This window comes from Nocardiopsis sp. LDBS1602, assembly GCF_035818715.1.
Lineage (GTDB): Bacteria > Actinomycetota > Actinomycetes > Streptosporangiales > Streptosporangiaceae > Nocardiopsis > Nocardiopsis alba.
The window spans coordinates 849,828-871,550 of sequence record NZ_JAYLVW010000001.1 but is presented as its reverse complement, the minus strand read 5'-3'; the positions used below and the strand labels follow the sequence as shown (position 1 = coordinate 871,550).

The 21,723-nt window shown below is 65.3% G+C and carries 23 protein-coding genes and 1 CRISPR repeat array; of the genes, 12 read left to right on the top strand and 11 right to left on the bottom strand.

The features are described from left to right. Window positions 1-279: 279 nt before the first annotated feature. On the bottom strand, window positions 280-2,346 hold the full coding sequence (locus tag U9J66_RS04030) for a tetratricopeptide repeat protein (RefSeq protein WP_326337064.1): 2,067 nt from the start codon (window positions 2,344-2,346) through the stop codon (window positions 280-282). Beyond that, window positions 2,343-2,711 (bottom strand): hypothetical protein, encoded by a 369-nt coding sequence (locus tag U9J66_RS04025; protein WP_326337063.1) that lies wholly within the window; start codon window positions 2,709-2,711, stop codon window positions 2,343-2,345. Before U9J66_RS04025 ends, U9J66_RS04030 begins: the two co-directional genes overlap by 4 nt. Before the next feature lie 922 nt (window positions 2,712-3,633). On the opposite strand from U9J66_RS04025, the gene U9J66_RS04020 reads away from it, so the two are divergent. Continuing rightward, a complete protein-coding gene (locus tag U9J66_RS04020; protein ID WP_326337404.1) occupies window positions 3,634-4,635 on the top strand; it encodes an ArsR/SmtB family transcription factor in 1,002 nt (333 codons plus the stop codon). Window positions 4,636-4,721: 86 nt separating this feature from the next. Here the strand turns inward: U9J66_RS04020 and U9J66_RS04015 are convergent, their stop codons facing one another. Beyond that, complete coding sequence (locus U9J66_RS04015) at window positions 4,722-4,847, bottom strand: hypothetical protein (RefSeq protein ID WP_326337062.1); 126 nt, start codon at window positions 4,845-4,847, stop codon at window positions 4,722-4,724. Between the two features lie 1,517 nt (window positions 4,848-6,364). On the opposite strand from U9J66_RS04015, the gene U9J66_RS04010 reads away from it, so the two are divergent. Both U9J66_RS04010 and U9J66_RS04005 read left to right on the top strand, forming a co-directional pair. Then, window positions 6,365-6,883 carry a hypothetical protein gene (locus tag U9J66_RS04010; RefSeq protein ID WP_326337061.1) on the top strand — a complete coding sequence of 173 codons (519 nt, stop codon included), beginning with the start codon at window positions 6,365-6,367 and terminating at the stop codon, window positions 6,881-6,883. A 195-nt stretch (window positions 6,884-7,078) separates the two neighbouring features. Next, a complete protein-coding gene (locus U9J66_RS04005; RefSeq protein ID WP_326337060.1) occupies window positions 7,079-8,029 on the top strand; it encodes a CPBP family intramembrane glutamic endopeptidase in 951 nt (316 codons plus the stop codon). A 93-nt stretch (window positions 8,030-8,122) separates the two neighbouring features. Next, a CRISPR array of direct repeats spans window positions 8,123-8,517; the repeat unit is 29 nt; unit sequence CTGAGCCCCACGCACGTGGGGATGGACCG. A gap of 196 nt (window positions 8,518-8,713) precedes the next feature. Here the strand turns inward: U9J66_RS04005 and U9J66_RS04000 are convergent. Together U9J66_RS04000 and U9J66_RS03995 are read right to left on the bottom strand one after the other, a co-directional pair. After that, a complete protein-coding gene (locus U9J66_RS04000) occupies window positions 8,714-9,271 on the bottom strand; it encodes a dihydrofolate reductase family protein (protein ID WP_326337059.1) in 558 nt (185 codons plus the stop codon). A gap of 1,050 nt (window positions 9,272-10,321) precedes the next feature. Then, complete coding sequence (locus tag U9J66_RS03995) at window positions 10,322-10,771, bottom strand: ArsI/CadI family heavy metal resistance metalloenzyme (RefSeq protein WP_326337058.1); 450 nt, start codon at window positions 10,769-10,771, stop codon at window positions 10,322-10,324. 90 nt (window positions 10,772-10,861) lie between these two features. Here U9J66_RS03995 and U9J66_RS03990 point away from each other — a divergent pair, with 90 nt between their 5' ends. The 3 genes from U9J66_RS03990 to U9J66_RS03980 are packed head-to-tail and all read left to right on the top strand — an operon-like array spanning window position 10,862 to window position 12,769. Further along, window positions 10,862-11,245 (top strand): ArsR/SmtB family transcription factor, encoded by a 384-nt coding sequence (locus tag U9J66_RS03990; RefSeq protein WP_042286036.1) that lies wholly within the window; start codon window positions 10,862-10,864, stop codon window positions 11,243-11,245. Next, entirely contained in the window at window positions 11,242-12,360 is a 1,119-nt protein-coding gene (gene arsB, locus U9J66_RS03985; protein ID WP_326337057.1) for an ACR3 family arsenite efflux transporter, read from the top strand. The genes U9J66_RS03990 and arsB overlap by 4 nt, the downstream gene beginning before the upstream one ends. Further along, window positions 12,353-12,769 carry an arsenate reductase ArsC gene (locus U9J66_RS03980; RefSeq protein WP_326337056.1) on the top strand — a complete coding sequence of 139 codons (417 nt, stop codon included), beginning with the start codon at window positions 12,353-12,355 and terminating at the stop codon, window positions 12,767-12,769. The genes arsB and U9J66_RS03980 overlap by 8 nt, the downstream gene beginning before the upstream one ends. 1,112 nt (window positions 12,770-13,881) lie before the next feature. On the opposite strand, the gene U9J66_RS03975 is transcribed toward U9J66_RS03980, so the two are convergent. The 5 genes from U9J66_RS03975 to U9J66_RS03955 form a co-directional block, all read right to left on the bottom strand. After that, the gene (locus U9J66_RS03975; RefSeq protein WP_161111844.1) at window positions 13,882-14,058 is read right to left on the bottom strand and encodes a DUF397 domain-containing protein; all 177 of its coding nucleotides are present in this window, start codon (window positions 14,056-14,058) and stop codon (window positions 13,882-13,884) included. Between the two features lie 43 nt (window positions 14,059-14,101). Beyond that, a complete protein-coding gene (locus U9J66_RS03970; RefSeq protein ID WP_042286042.1) occupies window positions 14,102-14,281 on the bottom strand; it encodes a DUF397 domain-containing protein in 180 nt (59 codons plus the stop codon). Between the two features lie 100 nt (window positions 14,282-14,381). Continuing rightward, window positions 14,382-14,558, bottom strand: a complete 177-nt coding sequence (locus tag U9J66_RS03965; RefSeq protein ID WP_084570341.1) for a DUF397 domain-containing protein — start codon at window positions 14,556-14,558, stop codon at window positions 14,382-14,384. A gap of 300 nt (window positions 14,559-14,858) precedes the next feature. Then, on the bottom strand, window positions 14,859-15,038 hold the full coding sequence (locus U9J66_RS03960) for a DUF397 domain-containing protein (RefSeq protein WP_084570342.1): 180 nt from the start codon (window positions 15,036-15,038) through the stop codon (window positions 14,859-14,861). Beyond that, window positions 15,035-15,841 carry a helix-turn-helix domain-containing protein gene (locus tag U9J66_RS03955; protein WP_081616114.1) on the bottom strand — a complete coding sequence of 269 codons (807 nt, stop codon included), beginning with the start codon at window positions 15,839-15,841 and terminating at the stop codon, window positions 15,035-15,037. The genes U9J66_RS03960 and U9J66_RS03955 overlap by 4 nt, the downstream gene beginning before the upstream one ends. Before the next feature lie 435 nt (window positions 15,842-16,276). Here U9J66_RS03955 and U9J66_RS03950 point away from each other — a divergent pair, with 435 nt between their 5' ends. From U9J66_RS03950 to U9J66_RS03925, 6 genes are all read left to right on the top strand, one after another. Beyond that, window positions 16,277-16,720 (top strand): ATP-binding protein, encoded by a 444-nt coding sequence (locus U9J66_RS03950; RefSeq protein ID WP_326337055.1) that lies wholly within the window; start codon window positions 16,277-16,279, stop codon window positions 16,718-16,720. Window positions 16,721-17,091: 371 nt separating this feature from the next. Continuing rightward, window positions 17,092-17,352, top strand: coding sequence for a hypothetical protein (locus U9J66_RS03945; RefSeq protein WP_326337054.1), 261 nt, complete (start codon window positions 17,092-17,094; stop codon window positions 17,350-17,352). Beyond that, window positions 17,349-18,269, top strand: a complete 921-nt coding sequence (locus U9J66_RS03940) for an SAM-dependent methyltransferase (protein WP_326337053.1) — start codon at window positions 17,349-17,351, stop codon at window positions 18,267-18,269. Before U9J66_RS03945 ends, U9J66_RS03940 begins: the two co-directional genes overlap by 4 nt. A 136-nt stretch (window positions 18,270-18,405) precedes the next feature. After that, window positions 18,406-18,612 carry a DUF397 domain-containing protein gene (locus U9J66_RS03935; RefSeq protein WP_326337052.1) on the top strand — a complete coding sequence of 69 codons (207 nt, stop codon included), beginning with the start codon at window positions 18,406-18,408 and terminating at the stop codon, window positions 18,610-18,612. A 289-nt stretch (window positions 18,613-18,901) separates the two neighbouring features. Then, the gene (locus U9J66_RS03930) at window positions 18,902-19,447 is read left to right on the top strand and encodes a helix-turn-helix domain-containing protein (protein WP_326337051.1); all 546 of its coding nucleotides are present in this window, start codon (window positions 18,902-18,904) and stop codon (window positions 19,445-19,447) included. Window positions 19,448-19,577: 130 nt separating this feature from the next. After that, entirely contained in the window at window positions 19,578-19,745 is a 168-nt protein-coding gene (locus tag U9J66_RS03925; RefSeq protein ID WP_014910824.1) for a BldC family transcriptional regulator, read from the top strand. Between the two features lie 768 nt (window positions 19,746-20,513). On the opposite strand, the gene U9J66_RS03920 is transcribed toward U9J66_RS03925, so the two are convergent. Beyond that, window positions 20,514-21,527, bottom strand: coding sequence for an alpha/beta hydrolase (locus U9J66_RS03920; protein WP_326337050.1), 1,014 nt, complete (start codon window positions 21,525-21,527; stop codon window positions 20,514-20,516). Window positions 21,528-21,723: the final 196 nt, after the last annotated feature.

Sequence of the window (21,723 nt, the reverse complement as noted above, 5' to 3'; positions counted from 1 at the left end):
GCTGCCCCTCGCGGGAGTGGAGCATCTACGCTGAACGGTGAGGGGCGCTCGAAAAAAGGTCGAGAGATGACGGTTTTGTCTGTTTCTCGACAACGCGTAGAAATGACGGGTCGGTCGGGATAGCGTCGCAGGTCAGGAAGACTGCTCCCCGCGCACATGGGGATGGGCCGACGCGAAGGTGGGACGTCGATCTACCAAGGTGGATGTGCCCGAAAGCTTCGGTGCAGACCGACGAGGAGAGCTTTGTAGAGATTCTGGGCGCCCTCGGCTTATCCACGGTCAACGGCGCCAGAAGCGCCACCACGGGCGTCGTCGAGTCCGGGCCAAGAGTTGTTCTACCGCAATGAGTGAATGGGGATCCCCGGCCTGGCGAAATCCCTGTGAAGCGCGCTCCCAGGCATGGCGGGCCTCCTCTGGCCGTCGTGCCCTGGATAGGGCCGCGCCGAGGTTGTTCCATGCCGTCGCCTCGCCGTGGGTGTTCCCCGTCTGTTGGCAGTAGGCCAGGTCATATTGGTGGGCGTTGATGGCTTCGTCGAATCGCCGTACCTGGCGTAGTGCGATGCCGAGGTTGTTCCACGTGTCCGCTTCGCTCTGGTTGTCTCCTGCTTGTTGGTGGAGGTCGCGGGCGTGGGTCAGGGCGTCGATGGCTTCGTCGAATCGCCGCGCCTTGCCTAGGGCCAGGCCGAGGTTGTTCCACACTGCTGCCTCGCCATGGGTGTCCCCCAGTTCTTGGTGGAGGTCGCGGGCGTGGGTCAGGGCGTCGATGGCTTCGTCGAATCGCCGCACCTCGGCCAGGGATAAACCGAGGTTGTTCCACGCCGTCGCTTCACTGGGGACATTCCTCTGTTGGTGGGCGGTGTCACGGGCAAGGGTGTGTACCACAATGGCTTCGTCGAACCGCCTCTGGCGTCCCAGATACCGGCACAGGGCTGCCGGTAGCTCGATGGCGATACGGGGGTGGCCGTGCTGGTGCGCGGCCTGCACAGCAGCGATGAGGTTGTCGTGCTCGGCCTCCAACCACGTCAACGCTTCCTGGCGACCATTGAACAGCTTCGGTGGGGTGTCGCCTGGCAACGCTCTCAAATGGTCGTCGGCTATGTCGGCGATGACGGTGTAAAAGTCCAACAACCGTTCCAAGGCCTGCTCTCGAGCTTCGTACTGGTCGCCTTGTTCGGTAGCGGGAAGGGGGAGGCGACGGGCGTGGTCGGCCAGTAGGTCGTGCATGCTCCACCGGTCGTTGGGGTGGGCGGTGAGCAGGTGCGCGGTGGCCAACTCCTCCAACACCACCTCCACCTTCTCCGGGGGCAGATCTGTCAGTGAGGAGACGGCCGCGGTGGAGATGTCGGGACCCGGGGAGGAGCCCAGCAACGCGAACACCCGCACCCGGTCGGCGTCCAAGTGCTCCAGGGAAGCGGTGAACACCGCGGTCAGGTCGTCGCGACCGTCGGTGAACCGCTCCGGGTCGGCCAGCCGCCGAGCGAGCCGGCCCGGGGCCAGGTGAGGGGTACGGGCCAACAACGCGGCGGCGATCTTCAGCGCCAACGGCAGATACCCGCACCGCCGGGCCAATACGGCCAGCCCTTCGGTGTCGGACCTGCGGGAGTCGGTGTCGCCCAGGCGGGTCGTGATCAGCTCGATGGCCTCCTCACTCGGGAGGGTGTCCAGAGCCAGGGGCTGGTGACCGCCGACGGTCAGGCGGGCGCGGGAGGTGACCAGTAGACGGTGCCCGCCTGGCCCGGGGATGAGCGGTTCGACCTGGTCCAGGCTGTGGGCGTTGTCGGCCACCACCAACACCGGACGGTGATGTTCGTCGGACCGGGATATGTGCTGCAGGGCGGCTCGGTAGAACCCGGCACGCTCATCCAACTCGGAAGGAATGTTGTCGGGGTCCATCCCGGCCTGGCGCAGGAGCGCCTCCAGGGCGGTCGCGGCTTGCGCCGGTGGGGTGTGGGGGGTGTAGCCGTGCAGGTCCACGAACAGGTACGCGTGGAACCATCCCTGCCGCATGGCTACCTGCGCGGCTTTCAGTGCCAGGGCGGTCTTGCCGATTCCTCCCATCCCGGACAAGGCCGAGACCACCACGGTCCCCGACCCTTGTTCACCGGTGGTGGGGTCGAGTCGCGCCAGTAGCTCATGGAGTTGAGGGCCGCGTCCGGTGAACCCGTCAGGTGGGCTCGGGACGGCGTGCAACGCCATCGGTGTCACGGGGCCTTCGTGGACGATGGTGGTGTTGCCGACTCCGCCCTGGACGGTGTGCGCCTGCACGGTGAGGCCCGAGGGGCTGCCGATCAGGGTGTTGTCCGCACCCTCGGACGGGGGCTGTGGGGTGGGGGAGGGGTGGTTCATGGGTGTTCGTTCTCGGAGGCGGTCTCTTGGTCGGGGCGGGTGCGCTTCCCGGAGCGGGGGGTGGTGTTACCGATTCCTCCGTGGATGGTGTGCGCCTGCACGATGGTCCCCGAGGCGTCGCCGATGATCGTGTTCGTTACACCCCCGCGCGGGGAGGGGCTCTGGTCGGCGGGGGAGGAACGGGTCGGCAACAGGCTCACCACGAGGGTCGCCACGGCGACGGCCAAAGAAGCGATGCCGGCGATCTGGTTGAGCTCGTTGAGCCCCCATCCCAGATCGGGGAACAGCCGGGGAGCCGTCCAGAAGCCGAACAGCACCAGCGCGATCATTCCCAGGGTCCAGGCCCAGGTCTTCTTCCGTCCCATGCAGACGATTGTCCCCGTCCCATATGCGCGGGGACAGGGGTTCGCCGGAAACGTTCAGGCGCCGAGATTCTGTGAGGTCCGGTTCTTCCGAAGCTCCGTTGAGGGGGGAGCGATCCGCCAGGAACCCATCCGGTGTCCACCGCGGTCGCCGGGCTCCTGGGGTGAACTTCACCGGTGTGGGGGGACCCGCCGCAGAACGTCCAGGTTCTGCCTTCATTGCCTGCTCCCCGGTCAAGCGGGGTGTCCTCCAAGCTCTGCCTGGAATTCCTCGTCCATCGTCCAACGGCTCTTTCCCACAATCGAACTCTCAGGAAGGAAGAGCCCGGATGGTGATGGACGAGAGATAGCAGGGGACGGGCAACGGTTCCTCACGCGTGGGTTTCCTCGAACAAGGTCGAACCCCATGCCGAGCCCGGGCGTCCCAACAGTGACCTGTGCCTCCTTGAAAGTAGGCCCTATGCAGCCGCTACGTTCCGACGGTCCTGAGAGCATCGGCCCGTACCGACTGCGAGGCGGCCTTGGAACAGGCGGCATCGGTACCGTCTACCCGGCTCTGTCCTCGGGAGGAAGAGTGCTCGCGGTGAAGATGATACGGCCGGAATTCGCTTCCGCTCTCGAGTTCCGACGTCGCTTCACCGGAGAGATCGAGGCCGTCCGGCGCGGGAGAGGTTTCTTCGCCGCGCACGTCGTCGACGCCGACGCGGAGACGGAGTGCCCTTGGCTCGCCTCCTCCTACGTTGAAGGTCGGAGGCATCGCAGGCACCCTCACCCACACCGGCTCGGAACAGTGAACTCCAGTGGGAGGGACAGCAGGAGACAACACACCCTGAGTTCTCGAGGAGTCGTCTCCAGTTTCGGGTCCTCAGTGGAGAAGAATCATTAATCGGCGCCGTATTTCACGAGTAAGATCTATGGTGTGAGCATGAAACTGCGCATACATTTCACTTCGGATGATCTGATGCGAATAAGGGTGGCAGAGCCCCCGGACCATCTATGGGAGTTGGTGAACAGTGTTCACTTGCTTCAGAACAGTGAAGGGCAACTGCTCTTCAGGAATCTTAGGGAAAGCGCCCTCGGGTGCACGCGTGGTGATCGTGAGTCATCACGCCTCCTTCGCGTACTCATGACCCTGTCGCCATATTCCGATTACTTCCCGGATTTCCTCACCCCCACCGCCGGTCACAAGGATCTGGAATCGGGGATCGACGCGGTGTTGTCGACCCCCACCCCACGGTTGCGGGAGGAGTTGGCCCTGCTGGGAAGTGGACGCCGAATGCCCTCGTGGGTCGATGCGATGGCGCGGGGGGACACCGAGGTACTTCGGCTGCTCGGCACCGCGATGCGCTGGTACCACGACGATATGCTCGGCCCACTCTGGCCGACGATCCGTGCCGCGCTGCGCGCGGATCGGGAGCACCGGACACGGACCTTGTTACGGGGCGGGGGCGAGGCCCTGCTCACGACCTTGGGAGCGGGTACACGGTGGAGGTCTCCGGTTCTGGAGGCGGATTATCCGGTGGAGCACGACGTGCACCTCGAAGGGCGTGGTGTCGTCCTGGTCCCCTCGTTCTTCTGTTGGAAGTCACCGGTGACGCTCGCCGACCCCGCCATGACGCCCGTCATCGTTCATCCGATCGATCGCGATCTACTGTGGTCATCCACCCTTGGCGTTCGTTCTGGTGATGCCTCCGGTCTGGTCTCGCTCATGGGAGCCACACGGGCTCGTGTCCTGGAGACCGTCGTGGAACTCGAGATGGCGACCACGGGGACCGTAGCCACCACAGCCGGGCTGTCGGCGCCTACGGCCAGCAAACATCTCACCGTCCTGCGCGACGCCGGACTGATCCAGAGCCGTCCCGAGGGGCGCCGGGTACTCCACTGGCCGACGCGCCTCGGGGTGGACCTTCTGCGGAAGGGAGGTTGAGACCTCATGGCCGGGTGTACCCCGCCCCAAAACCGGTGTCCGGTCACAGCTCTTCGAGAGAGCCGGCGCATTCGCCTTGAGGAGGGTCAGCTCTTCGGCTTGCGTTCACTGCCCGGCTCTCGCGGCTTGGGCGCCGGTTCGGGTGGAGTCTCCAATGGCTCCACGGGATGTCCCACCCCGGTCGACGGGCCGCCTCCCTTGGACTTGTGCATGGTCGTCTCCTTCCTGCGGGCATCCTTTACACCCGCCCCCGGTGGAAGCCACCCGCGGCGTGCGCGGGTCGACTCACCATCCAGATCATCTTCGATCACCTCGACAAGGTCGCTATCGAGGACGGACACACCGCGGCCACGAACCGCCATCAAGGACAGGTGGCCGCTCGCCGGCCATGAGAAGTGATCGACCTCGGTTTCCCCGTGGCCGAAGCGCTTCAAGAATGCTCAGGCCAGATTGCAGGCCGTTCGAGCGTGTTCGCTGGAGACCTTTACGGACATCAGTTGCGATCGGCACCGTTCCTTGTGGTCCGCGCCGACTCCGCCGCCGATGGCGCTACCGGTGAGGCAGGCCCCGCGAACGACGGGGCCGATCGTATAGCCGGCCGCGTCGAGGAAACGAACACAGTCTTGAGCAGCGGCGGACGCGGGCGAGGAAGTGATCACCCCTGACAGAATGAGCAGTAAAACAGCGAGGGAGGATACGGTGATCCGATTCAGTGATCGCACGAAATGGACTTCCTCTTGGGTTTCATGTGGAATTCTGGAAATGAATTCCCTGTATTCGTTTTGATTTGACGCTTTCGGGTGTGCTCTCGAATGTGGGAGAAGGGGGTGTTGTGGAGGTGGAGTTGGGCGGGGTCTTAGTCCTGGGGCTTCTTCTTTTCCTCCTTGGGATCGTCCGCCTTCGGGGTGGGCGTCGATGTCGGGTCGATGGGATCCCAGCCACCGCGACGCACGCCACCTGATGGGCCTCCTTTGGATCTGATCATGGATCTTTCTCCTGTTCTTCGGGTGCATGTTGGATCAATCCGACTTGCTTCGATCCATGGCATCGTCCAGAAGGGCAGAGTTGCCCTTTCCTGGCACCTGGCCGAGCCTTGGACATGAACGAGTCAAGCATGAGCGTCAGGCGATCACCCATGTTTTCCGTAGATGGAAATGGTGGAAAGAAAGGGAGGGGATCTTGAGCTTGCTCGAGTGCTTCCGGATCCCCCCGTACTAGAGCTCGTGTTGCTGGAACTCGAGAGTTGCCCCTGCGAGTGCCGTCCTCAGCGTCGTGCCACGAGTGCGTAGTGATCGCGCGTGTCCCTGTCTCTGCTGCCTCTGGAACGCACATGCTGTCCGCAAGTGGACAACCATGTCGTCCAGGGGAAAATGTCGCTTTCCGCAGGGCGGCAACGGCCACGATACGTATCGTAGGACGGTTTCGAAATTGGTGAATGTGTATTTTTCTGCCATGGAAGGAAAGGGGTCGTTCGAGTTTGGCCTATTGTTGTTGAGTGACTGTAGGGGCTGTGTGTTCGGAAGCCCTGATTCGATTCTTCATGGCATGAAGGGAATATCGACCTGAGCTGTTGGATGGGCGTGGCCTGTTCTGTTCTGGTTGGAATTGAACGTGGGTCCTTGAGTTTTCTGTAGTTGATGTATTCGGCTGGGTAATGTTCCTCAAAATTCCCGAAGTGATCTATGGAAAGTAGAGTAGGATGATTCGAAAATTTCGGAGCATGGCGCCGGTGGCTTTGGCGATGGTGTTCCTGTGGCTCGTGCCGTTCTCCGGGGCTGCCATGGCTGAGGAGGAGTCCCTCTCGAGGGAGGCCCCCACCGAGAAGGTGCCTCCCGCTGAAGCCGCCCCTGAGGGATATGTGCCTTTTGTTGAGGTGGACTTCACAGAAGACACGCAGACCATGGGAAACTGCACCGCAGGTATCATCTGCGGAAAGATCAGTAACGAGTCCAGTCGTTCGGTGCGGATCGGAAACAACTGGTGCGGTGATGAAAGTGTTTCCGTTGGGGGACCCAGTTGCGGTGGGAGTGGAACCGGGAGCGGATACAAGTGGCTCAAGGCCGGTGAGACGTCTTCCAAGTATTTCAAGGACACCGACACCTTTGGAGTGATCAAGGGGTGCACGATCACCGGATATTGGGACTCCTGGGTGCCTGGCTCGGCCTTCGCCTACACCGTGGACAAGACCACGTGGTTCAGGGTGCGTGATCCCCAGCACGTGATCATCACCGGTTACGCCTGTCCCTAGCCTCGTCGATGCGCCTGCGGAGCCATCGGCCTTGAGGAAGGCTGATCGTGACCGTGGGCGCATTGCGTTGTTGGTCGTTGCCAAGGGCAATCGGCGGCCCTGGGGCTGTCCGCAGGGCCGATGGCGGGTCTGCCTCAGAGGGGACGGAGGGGCGACCGCATACCAACAGGCGGCCCGGGTTTCTAGCGTCGAACCATGAACTTCCCCTCCGTTGACACCGGTCCCGTGCGTGGCCGGACTCCGATCCGTGAGCTCTCGGTCTTCGTGCTGGTCGTCTACGTGCTGGCCTGGCTCGTTTTCACCCCGGTGCTCTTGAACGGTGCTTCACCGAGCGACCCGGCGTTCGCTCTCGCATCCCAGCTCTTCATGTTCACTCCGGCGGTCGCGGCGCTGGTGGTGACCTTCTTCCTGTGGCGTCCGGGGAACGTCCGGCGGGCCCTGGGCCTGACTCCGTTGCGCCCGGTCCGTCGGGTCGGCGGGTACACGCTGCTCGCCTTCGCCGTGTTCGTTCTTCTCCCTGCGGCGAGCCTGCTGACCGCGGTCGTGTTCGGTGTCGTCCGGCTCGACCTGGAGGACTTCTCCGGGCTCCGTGAGGAGCTGACGGCGCTGGCTCCGGAGGTCGCGGCGACCATGCCGCGGGACGGGTTCCCTCTGGAGGCCTATCTCGTGGTCCTGGGCATGGTCGCGGTCTCGTTCGTGCCGACGCTGCTGATGTGCTTCGGAGAGGAGCTCGGTTGGCGGGGGTATCTCCTCCCACGGCTGATGCCGTTGGGGGTGTGGCCGGCGTTGTTGGTGAGCGGGGTGGTCCATGGCCTGTGGCATGGTCCCCAGCTGCTGATCCACGGTCTTTCCGGAAGCTTCGGTCTCGGGGACGTCCTGACCTTCCTCGCTTCCGTTGTTCTCCTAGGGGTCGTCCTCGGCCGGCTGCGGTTGGCCTCCCGTTCGGTGTGGCCCGCTGTCATCGGTCACGCGGCCAACAATGCTTTTTTGATGGTCATCCCCATCACCCTGATGCACGCGGACGGTTCGAGCGACCCCGGACTCTACCCCGGTGGCAACGGCGGCCTGATCGGTCTGGCGGTCACGGCCCTGGCAGCCCTCGTCATCACGCTGCTTCTGCGCAAGCGCATTTCCGGAGCCACTTAAAGCGGGTGTGGTAGGGATGTGTGGTGAGCGGAGGCCGCTTCGCGGCGGAGGTTGCGGGAAGATAACGGCATCTGTTTATGCAGGTCATTTTCCCTGAGCCCCACGCACGTGGGGATGGACCGGCTCCGGAAGGGCGGAGATCCCCACCCAGTCCCTGAGCCCCACGCACGTGGGGATGGACCGGCACCCGCCAGATGAGCGCTGGCGGGTGCCTTCTGAGCCCCACGCACGTGGGGATGGACCTATGCATTCCTCGCATTCGTCGATGGTGGCGCTCTGAGCCCCACGCACGTGGGGATGGACCGCAGTACACCGGAACCCGAAAGGTCGGGTTCCGCTGAGCCCCACGCACGTGGGGATGGACCGACCGCCTCCGCGAGATCACGCTGGACACGGCCCTGAGCCCCACGCACGTGGGGATGGACCGGTCGCTGGCCGTGAGGAGGAGTTGGCGCGGGTCTGAGCCCCACGCACGTGGGGATGGACCGGCGGGGGTTCGGAGAGAGCCGGGACACGAAGAAACCCGGCTCCTCATGGGCTCCGGGCCACATATGGATACACGCTCTCTACGGCGTTTCGGGTGTGACGCGCGGGACGCTCAAGAGGCAGGCACTTGCCGTGTCGGACGACGTTCGTGGTGGCTCTGAGTCGGTGTTCCGAGAGCTCGGGAGCCTTCCTGTGTCGCTATCGAACGTGGTAGCGGAGGTGGACGACGCCGCTGCCGAACCGGTGTTCCTCGATGAGTTCGAGGTCGGCGCGTGTGTCCGTCGGCAGTGCGGGATTGCGTCCGCCGAGGATGATCGGCCAGACGAACAGGGCCAGTTCGTCGACCAGCCCGGCGGCGAGAGCCTGTGCGGCGAGGTTCGGGCCACCGACCAGGAGATCCTTGTCGGCGGTGGCCTTCAGATCGTGCACCGTGGCGGGGTCGAAGTGGCGTTCGAGCCGAGTGTTCACGGTGGTCGGCGAGGTCAGGGTCGAGGAGTAGACGACCTTGTCCGCCGCCTGCCATGCGCCGGCATAGTCGGCCGTGAGGTCGGACTGTGCAGCCAGGGAGGGGTCGGTCTCCCACACGGCCAGGGTCTCGTACATGCGCCGCCCGTAGAGATACGTGCCCGCGGACCGCATGAGCTCGGTGATGAAGGTGAAGACGTCATCGTCCGGTGGAGCCCAGTCGAAGGCACCGTGCTCATCCTCGGTGTAGCCGTCGAGCGACATGTTCGACGCGTAGATCAGCTTCGGCATAACCACCCCTGCGTCGACCGTCTCGACGTTCTCGCTGCCGACCCTAGTGGTGGGGGCGGTCCCGTTCAACGATCGTCTCCGACGTGCTGATCGGGGACAGGGCGAGCATCGCGCACGGCGCCGGCGACCCGGTGTCGGGGCCATCAGTACGGCCGCTACGAAGAAGCTCTCTCAGTAAGCAGGCGGCATGACCTACACCTACCCGCACGGGGCGAGGGTGATCGGGACTTGTGTTCGGTGGCCGAGGGAGCGCTCGTCGAATTGCACGATGGCCGGGCGGTTGGTGAAACGTGATGAGCGGGTGAGGCCTGAGCCCTGCTCGTGCGGGTGTGGTCTGTTCGGATGTAGACGATCCGCTCGGGGTGAGAACTGAGTCCTTCGGAGACTGGGGGAGGTGCGAAGCCGGTGGGGTGTTCGTTCTCGGTCTGGTACGGGGCGGGTGTGGTAGGGATGTGTGGTGAGCGGAGGCCGCTTCGCGGCGGAGGTTGCGGGAAGATAACGGCCTCTGTTTTCGCAGGTCATTTTCCCTGAGACCCACGCACGTGGGGATGGACCGTGCAGGTCGCTGTTCTCCACCGTCCTGGGCGACTGAGCCCCACGCACGTGGGGATGGACCGGGCCGCAAGTTGGACTGGATCGCGACCTGGCGCTGAGACCCACGCACATGGGGATGGACCGACGTGAGTACGCACGATGTCGACGACATTCCCCTGAGACCCACGCATGTGGGGATGGACCGTCCCGGGGCGGGCCCCATTCGTCCGGCCCCGGCTGAGACCCACGCACGTGGGGATGGACCGGCTCGGTCCGTGGCCAGAACGGTCCAGCCGTTCTGAGACCCACGCACGTGGGGATGGACCTCGCACCGGCTGCCGCGCCTGCTCACCCCAGTACTGAGCCCCACGTACGTGGGGATGGGTTGTAGCTCGCCCCTTGGTCCGGGCTGCGGGCCTTGGGGCACACGGTGTGGTGCCGGATCTGAGCGTAAAGGTCGGACCGGACGCCCCTGATCGTCGCCCCACCCCACCCGGTCCTACGGCTCGTCGGCGACTACACCTGCGCGGTGGCGCAGCAGGCGGACGCCTCTCCGGTGGCTCCGGCGTTGACCTCCTTGGGTGCCGCCCCTCTCTGGTCGCTGTCGCCCTTGACCACGTAGACCTCCCAGGGCTCCTTGCCGGGGCCGTGGACCCACACCTTGTCCTGCACGGCGTAGCAGCACGAGGTGTCGTTCTCCTCGAACGTGGCCAGGCCGGAGTCCTTGAAGCGCTCGGTGGCGGCGTTCACCTGTTCGGTCTCCTCGACCTCCACGCCGAGGTGGTCCAGGCGGGTCTCCTGGCCGGGCTCGCCTTCGATGAGGACGAGCTTGAGCGGGGGCTCGGAGATGGCGAAGTTGGCGTAGCCGGGGCGGCGTTTGGCGGGTTCGACGCCGAAGAGGGTCGAGTAGAAGACCACGGACGCTTCGAGGTCGGCGACGTTGAGGGCGAGCTGGACACGGGACATGAGGTCCTCCGGAAGCTGTATCGAAGTTCATCTATGCAGCGTTGCGTCTCCAGTTTTGCCATCTGTTTCGAACTTTGTCAATATAGACGCATGTCGAATCAAGAGGTGGGTGCCACCGATCTCCAAGGTGCGGTCACCGACTGCTGCCCCAGACTCCTGAAGGAGCCACTGGAGGACGGCGAGTCGGTCGAACTCGCCCGGGTCTTCAAGGCCTTGGGCGATCCGGTGCGGCTGCGGCTGTTGTCCATGATCGCCACGTGCGACGGCGACGAGGTGTGCGTGTGCGACCTGACGCCCGCCTTCGACCTGTCCCAGCCCACCATCTCCCACCACCTGAAACTGTTGAGGGAGGCCGGGCTCATCTCCTCCGTGCGGCGCGGCACGTGGGTGTACTACCGGCTGATCCCGGAGACGACGGACCGCCTGGCCGCGATCCTGACCCGCTCGTTGAAGCCCGAGGAGGCCGGTTCATGAGCGCCCCCGCACCCACCGATCCCAATGCCGGGGTGGTCGGACGCCTGTCGGCTCTGGATCGGTTCCTGACCGTGTGGATCCTGGCGGCGATGGTCGCGGGTCTGGCCCTGGGCCGTCTGGTCCCCGGACTGGGCGAGGCGCTGTCCGGGGTCGGCGTGGCCGGGGTGTCCCTGCCGATCGCGGTGGGGCTGCTGGTGATGATGTTCCCGCCCCTGGCCAAGGTCCGCTACGACCGCCTCGGCACCGTCACCGGCGACCGCCGGATGCTGGTCACCTCGTTGGCGGTCAACTGGCTGGCCGGCCCGGCGCTGATGTTCGCGCTGGCGTGGGCGTTCCTTCCCGACCTGCCCGAGTACCGGACCGGGCTGATCATCGTCGGCCTCGCGCGGTGCATCGCGATGGTGATCATCTGGAACGACCTCGCCTGCGGTGATCGCGAGGCCGCCGCCGTGCTGGTGGCCCTCAACTCCCTGTTCCAGGTGGTGGCGTTCGGCGCCCTGGGATGGTTCTATCTGTCGGCACTGCCCGGGTGGCTGGGCCTGGAGCAGGCGGCCTTGGATGTCTCTTTCGTCGACATCTCGGTGTCAGTGGTGATCTTCCTCGGGGTGCCCCTGCTCGCCGGATACCTGACCCGCCGCCTGGGCGAGCGGGCCCGGGGCCGCGAATGGTACGAGACCCGCCTGCTGCCCAAGCTGGGGCCGTGGGGCCTGTACGGACTGCTGTTCACCATCGTCATGCTGTTCGCGCTCCAGGGCGAGGCGATCACATCGCAGCCGTGGGACGTGGCCCGGATCGCGCTGCCCCTGCTGCTCTACTTCGTGATCATGTGGGCCGGGACGCTGGCGCTGGGGCGGGCCCTCGGGATGGGCTACCCCCGATCGGTGACGCTGGCCTTCACCGCGGCGGGCAACAACTTCGAGCTGGCGATCGCCGTCGCCATCGCCTCCTTCGGTGCCGCCTCCGGACAGGCGCTCGCCGGTGTGGTGGGGCCGCTGATCGAGGTGCCGGTGTTGATCGCGCTGGTGTACGTGGCGCTGGCGGCACGGCGATGGTTCCCCGGTGAAGGGGGCGTAGAGGTGGGCTCTTCCACGACGAAGGAGACGACCGGTGACTGACCGTTCGGAGGCCGTGGTCCCGCGGGTGCTGTTCGTGTGCGTGCACAACGCCGGACGCTCCCAGATGGCCGCCGCCTTCCTGGAATACCTGGGTGGCGAACGGGTCGAGGTGCGCTCGGCCGGCTCTGCCCCGGCCGACGAGGTCAACCCGGCGGTGGTGGAGGCGATGGGTGAGGTCGGGATCGACATCACGGCCAGTGTCCCGAAGATCCTCACCCCGGACGCGGTCCGCGCCTCGGACGTGGTCGTCACGATGGGCTGTGGCGACGCGTGCCCGTTCTTTCCCGGAAAGCGTTACCTCGACTGGGAGCTACCCGATCCAGCTGGGCAGGGTGTCGAGGCGGTTCGGCCCATCCGTGACCGGATCAAGCGGCACGTCGAGGACCTCTTGCGGGAGCTTGTTCCGTAGGTGGTCGGCGTCGCCTCGGGCCACCGCTGAGTCCCATGCACATGGGGTGGCTGAAGTCGTGGGGTGTTCGTGGGTTCCGGTGAGCCCTGTGGGGGTGTGGTAGGGATGTGTGAGGAGCGGAGGCTGCTTCGTGGTGGAGGTTGCGGGAAGATAACGGCCTCTGTTTTCGCAGGTCATTTTCCCTGAGCCCCACGCACGTGGGGATGGACCGCCGCTCCCGAGCTGGGAGGAGATCGCGGAGGTCTGAGCCCCACGCACGTGGGGATGGACCGTTCAACATCTTCGCCGGGTTCCTGGCGCCCACCTGAGCCCCACGCACGTGGGGATGGACCGGGCGGGGTCGAACGCGGCGTATGCGTTCAACTCTGAGCCCCACGCACGTGGGGATGGACCCGCGACCAGGTGGGTTTCCTCCAGCGGCTCGAACTGCTCCCTGCGCACGCGGGGGCTTGGATGCACCAGTCCTACTACGACGTTCAACGTAGTGCCTGAGCCTTTGGGTGGCCGACTCCGGACATTCTCTGCCATCGGATCAACACGTTAGGTAATCTCCCCTCGACCCCCAGGGATGACGAGGAGCCTTGCCGTGTGCCCCTTTTGCCAACGCCGTGTACGCAAGCGCAAAGACAATCCCGACCTGCGTCTTCTTCACTACGTCAACGTCTCTCACGTCTTCAGCTTCAAGTTGAAAAAGTGCCAGGGATGCGATCCGAACGGCTGCAACCCTGGATGGTCGACCATCCAGGACGGAAAGAAAAGCGGGATCCGCTGCCAGGCCTGTGGGAAACGTGTGAAGGAGACTAAGACCTTCCTGCCGGTCAAGCACACGGACCAGCGCGGTGCTGTCTGCCCTGGGTGGCGCGACAACCAGCGATGAGCACCCGCGCGAGACAGAAGACCTCTCTCATGTTCCCCGCGAACGCGGGGATGGACCGGCCGGACTGCCCACCACCAACAGGATCGACGGCTGCTCCCCACGCACGCGGGGATGGACCCTACCAGGAGACGGTGATGATGCTCATCCGCATCTGCTCCCCGCGTAGCGGGGATGGGGGTTGGGAACAGGGAGACCCCGGGAGCTTTGGCTTCCGGGGCCTCGTCGGTTCTGGGGGTTACCGGGTGAGAATGCTGAGCAGGGCGTTCCATTCGTGGGCGGGCAGGTTCAGCTCGGCCTGGGCGCGGTGTTGGGTGTCGCGGATGTGGGTGGTGGGGCCTTCGGCCACCTCCACGCAGCTTCCACTGCCACCGCTGTAGCTGGACTTGTGCCAGGGGCACTGTTCGTTGGGCATGCGCTGCCCTTCCCTTCAGGGATGGGGGAGTTCCGGTTCGGGGTCAGCGGGTGCGGAGCGCGTGGAGCAGGGCGGACCATTCCGCGTTCGGGAGGCTGAGCTCGGCGAGGCCGCGGTTCTGGGTGTCGCGGACGGCGGCGCCTTGGGTGGTGGCGCGGGCCTCGACGCAGTTCCCACCGGTGCCGTTGCTGTAGGTGGACTTCTTCCAGTGCTCGTTCATCATGTCGCGCTGCCTCGATCTCTCAGATGGGGGTGGAGGAGTGCTCATCGGCGAAGGTCCCGCCAGGGAGGGTTCCGCCGCTCCGCGGTGGGTCTGCCGGGAGTCAGTTCGTGCGGAGGGTGCTGAGCAGAGCGGTCCATTCGAAGCCGGGAACGTTGAGCTGAGCCAGGGCGCGATTCTGGGTGTCGCAGATGTGGGTGGTGGGGCCTTCAGCCACCTCCACGCAGTTGGTTCCACCGTTGCTGTAGGACGACTTGTGCCACGTGATTTCGCTGGTCATGAGCTGTCCGTTCTCTTCGGAGGTCGGAGGCTGACTGCTGCGGAGCGGGACTTCTTCAAGGGATTGAGAGAGGTTGTGCGCTCGGGGAACGGGGGTGTTCTCAGGTCATGACTTCGGCTGAGATGATGCGGAGGTACGAAACTTCTTCTTCCCCGCCGAGCTGGGGAGTAGTCCTCGTTTCTTCTCGAACAGATATATCTCCCCTTGCGTCGTTACGTAGGGGAGTTACCCTGGTGATGCACGAACACGACCGACCCCCGCCAACGAGCCTGGCGGGGGTCGGTCTATGAGCAGCCTCGGTTACTTAGATGATGTCGCCCGAAGGAGCGCGCTCCACTCCACTGCGGGGAAGGAAAGATGGCCGCTCTCCCGGTTCTTGGTGTCGCGGACGTGAGTCTCACATCCCTCCGCGACCTCCACGCAGTCACCACCGCGACCGTCACTGTGGGATGACGTGTGCCAGGCCCACTGTTCGTTCATTTCAAGCCCTTCATGATGTCCTGGATTAGCTCAACGGAACGGATGGGGGACAGGGCCTCTGCTTGCAGTGCCCCGAACAACTCCGCCATCTCCTCAATCTCACCATCCTTGTCGAAGGCAGTGCCTCCCAGGGTGTGTTCCATACGGACGATCTTGCGGTTGTCGTTCATCGTCATCAGGCGAAACGGTCCGCAGAGACCACAGTGCCTTCGCACTTCGCCCGGGATCACCTGGAACCGGATCTTATCGTCCTTGGCCAGCTTGACGATGTGGTGAAGCTGCTTGTACATGATCTCCTCATCGCCGACGATCCTGTCAACGACGATTTGGTCCACTACGAACCACAGCAGGGGGCGCTGGGTAAGGTTCGGCAGCCTGTTCACACGGAGTTCAACAACCTCCTCGATCTCCTCCTGAGTCTTCCGCACCTGCCGAGCTGTGACGAGTACACGGGTGTACTCGGGGGTCTGGAGTAGCCCTGGGATCAGGATGGGGTGGTACTCGCAGATCTTCCTGGAGCGGAGTTCGGATTCCAGCGCATCCTTGAACCATGGCAGGACGTCTTTCCCCTCAACGACATCCAGCCATTGTTGTAACAGCTCGCCATCGGTAGCGAACATCTCGTCCAGTTTGCGAACATGAGCCTTGATTGGGGCCCTTGTCGCCCTCTCTAGATGGCCAACCATCCCACCGCTCAGGGACAGTCCTTTGCCGACCTCGGCAAGTGAAAAACCAGCTCTCTTGCGGTGTCGCCGAAGTAGTTCACCAAACCCACGCCATTCGGGTAGCACCTTGTCGCCCATGGAACTAGCTAACTACGGATGGTTACTTTTTACAACCCCTATGCAACATTGAATCCCTGATTGGTTGTATCACTAGCCCTCTGACCTGCGGCTTGGCATAGTAATCATCAGGTGCCTGCGGCACCCCCTTGGGTTCAAGAGAAACCAAGGGGAGGTTTCAGGTCGGATGTTCCCTTGCTAAGGGATTTGAGAGCTTCTGGGGCAAAGGTTCTCGTGAGCACCATGGATCACGGGGCGACCTCCCTGGCTCTCTCACCCTTGGCTAGGGAGGACGATATTGGTTCGTTTCGAACAGAAGGTGCGAATCGAACTCTGAACAACAAGAACCCCGGGGGCCGAAGTAGAAGGCGGCCGCCCGGGGTTGTGACCCACCCCGATAGCTCCGAGGTGAGACGAATGAAGTGTACTGCTCTGAGGCCGCGTGGGGACAGGCCTTTGTCCTCTGCCTACCAAGTGCTCCACTACCCCGATCCCGACAGGGTCGGCTTGCGTGTCCGCCACACGGTCGCGGCCCGTGCCGCTGCGCAGAACTGGGTACGTCGCCACGCTGCTCGGGGGATCTCCAACCCGGTGGCGGCTGCGGAGATCGCGAACCGGGCCTCGTTGATCGCGTGGGAGTTGATGGACAACGCCCACCGTCATTCTCACTCGGGTGCTCCGGATCAGACGCTCACGCTGATGCTGGAACGTTCGCGTTACCTGTTGTCGATCATGGTCACCGACGCCGGCCCCACCCCCGGCTGCAAGAAGCTCTCCTTTCCCGAGCAGAAGAGCCACGGCGGAGGGCTCGGCAGGGTGGCTTCGCTCTCCTTCTATTGGGACTGGGACGGATGCGCCGGCCTACCGGTCACGGTCAAGGCCCGAATCGAACTTCCCTGACCAGCGCCAAGGAGCACACCGTGAGCATGATCCCGACACAGGTCCGACGCACCCTCCCAACCACCACCAGGCTCACCCCACCGGTACAGCAGGCCACGTACGCCTCGCCGGTACAGCGGGGCAGGCACGCATCGCCGGCTCGGACGGGAACCCTCACCCGCCCCAAGGCCACCGACACCACCGCCCCCGCTACCTCGGTCATCCCGAAGGTTCGGAAACGCTGGTTCGGTCTTCGGCGCCGGTTCGCCCACTGGGCCGGGCTCTTCTCGACCTCCGGCGAGCCTGAGCGTCCCGTTCCGCCGAAGCCTCCGGTACCGCTGCCCCGTCGCACCCCGCGTCCCCCGTCCAGTCCTCCGGCCCCTGCTTCAGGGGTGACGGAGCAGAACGCGGCCGCGGAGTTGAGCGCGTTGCGGTTGTTGGGCCGCTTGAGCGTGCAGCAGAGGTTGGCTCGGGTCGATCACCGGTTGAGTCTGGCCCGGCTGTTGGTCGACGGGATCTTGGATGAACGTTCCCGGGTGGAACGGCAGTTGCGCGAAGCGGAGCAGGCCGAGCAGGACGCCGGTACCCAAGAGCTCGGCGTGGCCATACGCCGCTACCTCGACCAGGGCGGACGGACGTGGACGACCTCATGAGCACGCCCGGTACCGGAAAGACCATGACGTGGGGTGCGGCCCGTAGCGGCACTTTGTTGGATCGTGAGGAATGGGCGTTGACCAACGCAGCCCGGACGTTCGACTACCTGGACTACGGCAAGGATTCCTGGAGTCAGGATCGCCATGTCGCGGTCAAGATGGCCGAGGCCTCGCCGGGGTTGGCGGGGCAGATGTTGGTGCACCGCAAGGCCCGCGAAGGTGTGGTGGACGCGGTCTGTCGCTCCTTCTCCCAGGTGATCGATCTGGGTTGTGGGTTGCCGGCGATGCGCCGGGCTCCGCATGAACGTGGCCGGGTGTTGTGGGGGTCTCAGGCGAGGACGGTCTATGTCGACCACGACCTGGCCGCTCTGGCAGCGGTGCGGGCGTGGTGGGAGCACCCGGCTCAGGTCCGGGGGTACAACGTGCGGGTCTTGGATCTGGATCTGCGGTTCCCGGAAACCCTTGTCAATGCGTTGGGTGAGCATCTGGATCTGTCGGTTCCGGTGGGGGTGATCTCCACCCTGACCCTGGACCACCTCCAAGACGAAGAGGTCACAGGCCTGGTCGAGGCGCTCGCCGCGAGGCTGGCACCGGGGAGCGGCTGGGGGATCACCCACCTGTCCGAGATGACCGGCGCCGTCGACGTCTACACCGGCCAGGCCCAGGAGCAGGGCGCGGACACTCGGCTGGTGGCACGTGAGCCGGAGGGGCTGCGGAAGGTGTTCGAGGCCGCCGGTTGGGGGCGTTGGCGGGGCTTGTCGCCGCGCGATCCGGGCGGGGGAGAGCCGCCGATCGCCGCCCTGACCACCCTGGACGCCTCCACACACCCCGACCATCCTGCCCGAGTCGCTCGGTCCGAGCGCTCCGACCTCTCCGCTTCTCCCGTGCGGCCTGCCCGCTCTACCGAGGTCGACTGATCGGGTCGTGAAAAGACTCGGTGCCCTCACCCGAGAGATGAGGGCACCGTAGAGCCCGTGAGGGCTCGTCCCCGCGGGGCGGTGGCCGCCGCCCCCGGGGTTTCAACCGCAAGAACAAGCAGGTAGAGGATATTTCATGAAGATCGTGGAGACCCAGGGTCGTAGGTCCTTGACCGCTGGTGTTTGGCACAAGGCCGAGGCCTCGCAGGGTGCCTCCAACTGCGCCGCCGCCAAGCTCGTGGATGGCGGGAACGTGTTGATGGGCGACACCCAGAACCCCGACCAGGTCCGACTGACCCTGCCGGGCAGCGCCTGGGACGCGCTGGTGCGCACCCTCGCCTAGCCGATCCCCCCAAGACGACGGGGCACTTGCGGCCTGGCAGCAGCAACGCGTGGCCCGTCCGGTGTCCCAGGAGGCGCGCTCTCACCGGCGCCCTCCTGGGGCCCCACCCCTGAACCAAGGCACTTCCGGAAGAACAGAGATGACGTACCCCGATCCGGATTCGCTCTTGACCTCGGAGAGGTGCCGAGTCCGTAGAGCGGACAGAGAAGCTCGTGCCTTCCTCGTCCACTGGGCCGGGTCGACCGTTCCCGGAGCGCGCTTGATCGGCCCTGAACAGTCCGAACACCGTATGAACGATGACCGGCCCGTGTCGGCCAAGACCCAGGAGGCCCAGGTGGATCAGGACGCGGATTCTCTGTGCTCCGAGTCCAAGAAGGCGCTCGGTGTCCACTTGAAGCGGCTGCGCAAGGTGGCCGGGTTGAGCGGATATCGGCTCTCGGGTGTGGACCAGTCGACGGTCTCGCGGATCGAGACCGGACGCATCCGCCCCTCCCACGAGCTCCTGACCAGGCTTCTCGATGCTTACGAGGCCGACCAGGAAGGGCGGGAGCAGGCCTACCTGCTCTGGGACCAGGCCCAGCTTCCGCTTCAAACCCGGCGTCGGCAGGTCGAGGGCACCCGCGCCGCGTGGGACCAGGCCGCCCGCCCGGCCTGCGGCCCGACCCTGTTGGCCGGGGCGAGTGCGGCCGAGGACGCGGCCCGCTACCTCACCCGAGCCCAATGGGCCGGCAACAGCCCCGCCCGACGTAACGCCCTGTTGGACGATGCCGAAGGACGACTGGTCCAGGTACTGGCCGCGCTGCATGCCGCCCGGACACGGACATCGGCGCGATGAACCTCCCCCTGTTACGACTTCCATGCCTCTGATACGGGCCCGGCGCACACGAACGAACCCCTGAACTTCCTTGACCTTTAATAACGACCCCCTTTGAGAGAAGAACATGACGCAGCCGGATGTGGACCCCATGGACCTGTTGACACCCCAGGAGGTGGCGCAGGCGTTTCGGGTGGATCCCAAGACCGTGCGCCTGTGGGCTCAGGAAGGAAGATTGCGCTGGGTCCGCACGCTGGGCGGCCATCGCAGGTACTTCAAGTCCGATGTCCAACGCCTGCTCACCGAGCCCGGACGGTGACCACGTGGGCCCGAATGGAGGCGACACCGATGTCTGCTCTCTCTGAGACGGGGGAGTAGACCGTCCCGGCCGTGATCGGGACACGAAGACCTTCCGCCTCCACGCGCCGGTGACGTGCGAGGGGGAGTGAAAGCCGGCGTGGCGGTGCGGTCGATCTCGGACAGCGCGGATCAGCTCTCCGCGGGGTCAGGGTCCCGTATCGCCGCGCTCACCAAGCCCCGCCGCCTTCGGGTGGCGAAGGCCTCGCCCGGATCTGGATCCGGGCGGGGGCGTGGGGGAGTGGGCCGGGGGTGTCACCACCACCTCCGGCCCCTCCACACCACACATCACCGCACGTCGACGCGAAGAAGAGCGCTCCGCACCCGGTGAGCCGGAGCAGCCATAGAACGTGAGGGCCGGCTGGATGTCGGAGCCCAGGGACTGGAGACCCGACGGGCACCGATCGGGACCCTCCGCGGGGGTCGCACCCGAAGCGCACTTCGGGCGCGGCCCCCGACCATCGAGTATCCCGTCATGGCCCGGGACGGTCTTCGATTCCTTCACCGAGAGGCCCTGGTCGATGAACCGGGTGGTGCGGAGGCGTCGAGCCGGCGGTTCGCGGTGACACCGATCGACCCGCCTGGGTGCGCGCCGGCCCGTTTCCAAAGGTCGAGCTCGCGCGCACCATGACACGGCGAGGCCGGCAGAGCCTCGACCACGTGCGGAGTGAGGCGACCGCTTCGCCGATTCCGTGTGCCAGAGCCGCCAGAGCCTCTGCGCGAAGCGGGGCTATCCGGCCGAACGCAACCGCCCGATCATGCCGTCCAGGTCGGCGCGCACCAACTCCGGCCGGACGAAGTGACCGCCACCGACCTCGTGCGACTCGTGGGGGATACCGGCGCCGTCCAACAGGGCGCGGAACTCACGCTGCCCGGCCAGGACCTGCTCCTCGTTCATCCGGTCGAACAGATCGAACGGGTCGGGGCTGTCCCCGGCGACCATGAACACGCGCTTACCGCGATAGCGTTCGACGTTCTCCACCGGGTTGTCCGCGCTCACCCGGCCCTCGTCCCAGGGCACCCCGTAGACCGTGCCGCCACCGAGCTCGAAGGCCCCCGAGGTGAAGTTCGCCCAGTGGGTGACCAGCCCGAAGTCACGGCGCGTGCTCGCCGGACCCGAGTAGGAACTGACCGAAGCGAAGTGACCGTAGTACTTGGCCGCGTACTTGAGCGCGCCGAAGCCGCCCATCGAGAAGCCCGCCACGGCCCGACCATCGAACTCGGCGAACGTGCGGAAGTTCGCGTCTACCCAGGGCAGGACCTGGCTCATGTGGAACGTCTCCCAGTTGCGGGGGCCGACGTTGGTGGTGACGGGGTTGCTGTACCACCCGCAGGGCCCGCCGTCGGGCATCACGATGATGATCTGCTTGTCCTCGGACAGCTCACGGATGCCGGTCTTGTCCCAGCTGATGAAGTCCTGGCCCGGCCCGCCACCGTGCAGCAGGTACAGGACGGGGTAGGTGCGCCCGTCATCGCGGTAGCCGCGGGGCACCAGGACGTTGATGGCGGGATCCCACGCGACCTCGTCCGTCTCGAAGCGGTAGTACCACATGCGGGGGTCGTCCTCGTTGTGCGCGACGAGGCGCAGACCGGCGTGGTCGGGGGAGGGGAGAGGCCGTGCGGCTGTCTCGGCGCGGGCGGGGGACGTCGCCGCCAGAAGGCCGCCGGAGGCCACGGCCATGCCGAGCGAGAGACCGCCGACGTTCTTGAGGAGGGTTCGGCGGTTCGGGGGGTTCGGGCTCAAGTCGACTCCAGAGGGGTACGGGGGAGACCCGCGCGGGCCGCCGCCGACCGGTCGAGAGGGTATGGACGGTCGGGCCGCGGCCTGCGTGGGGCGGCCACCTCGTCGTGACCGCCACCCCAGTGGAACAGGGAGCCACGGTGGGCGCACGGGGGGTTGCGATAACAGGTTCGTTAACCTTCTTCGCCTGTGGGTGATA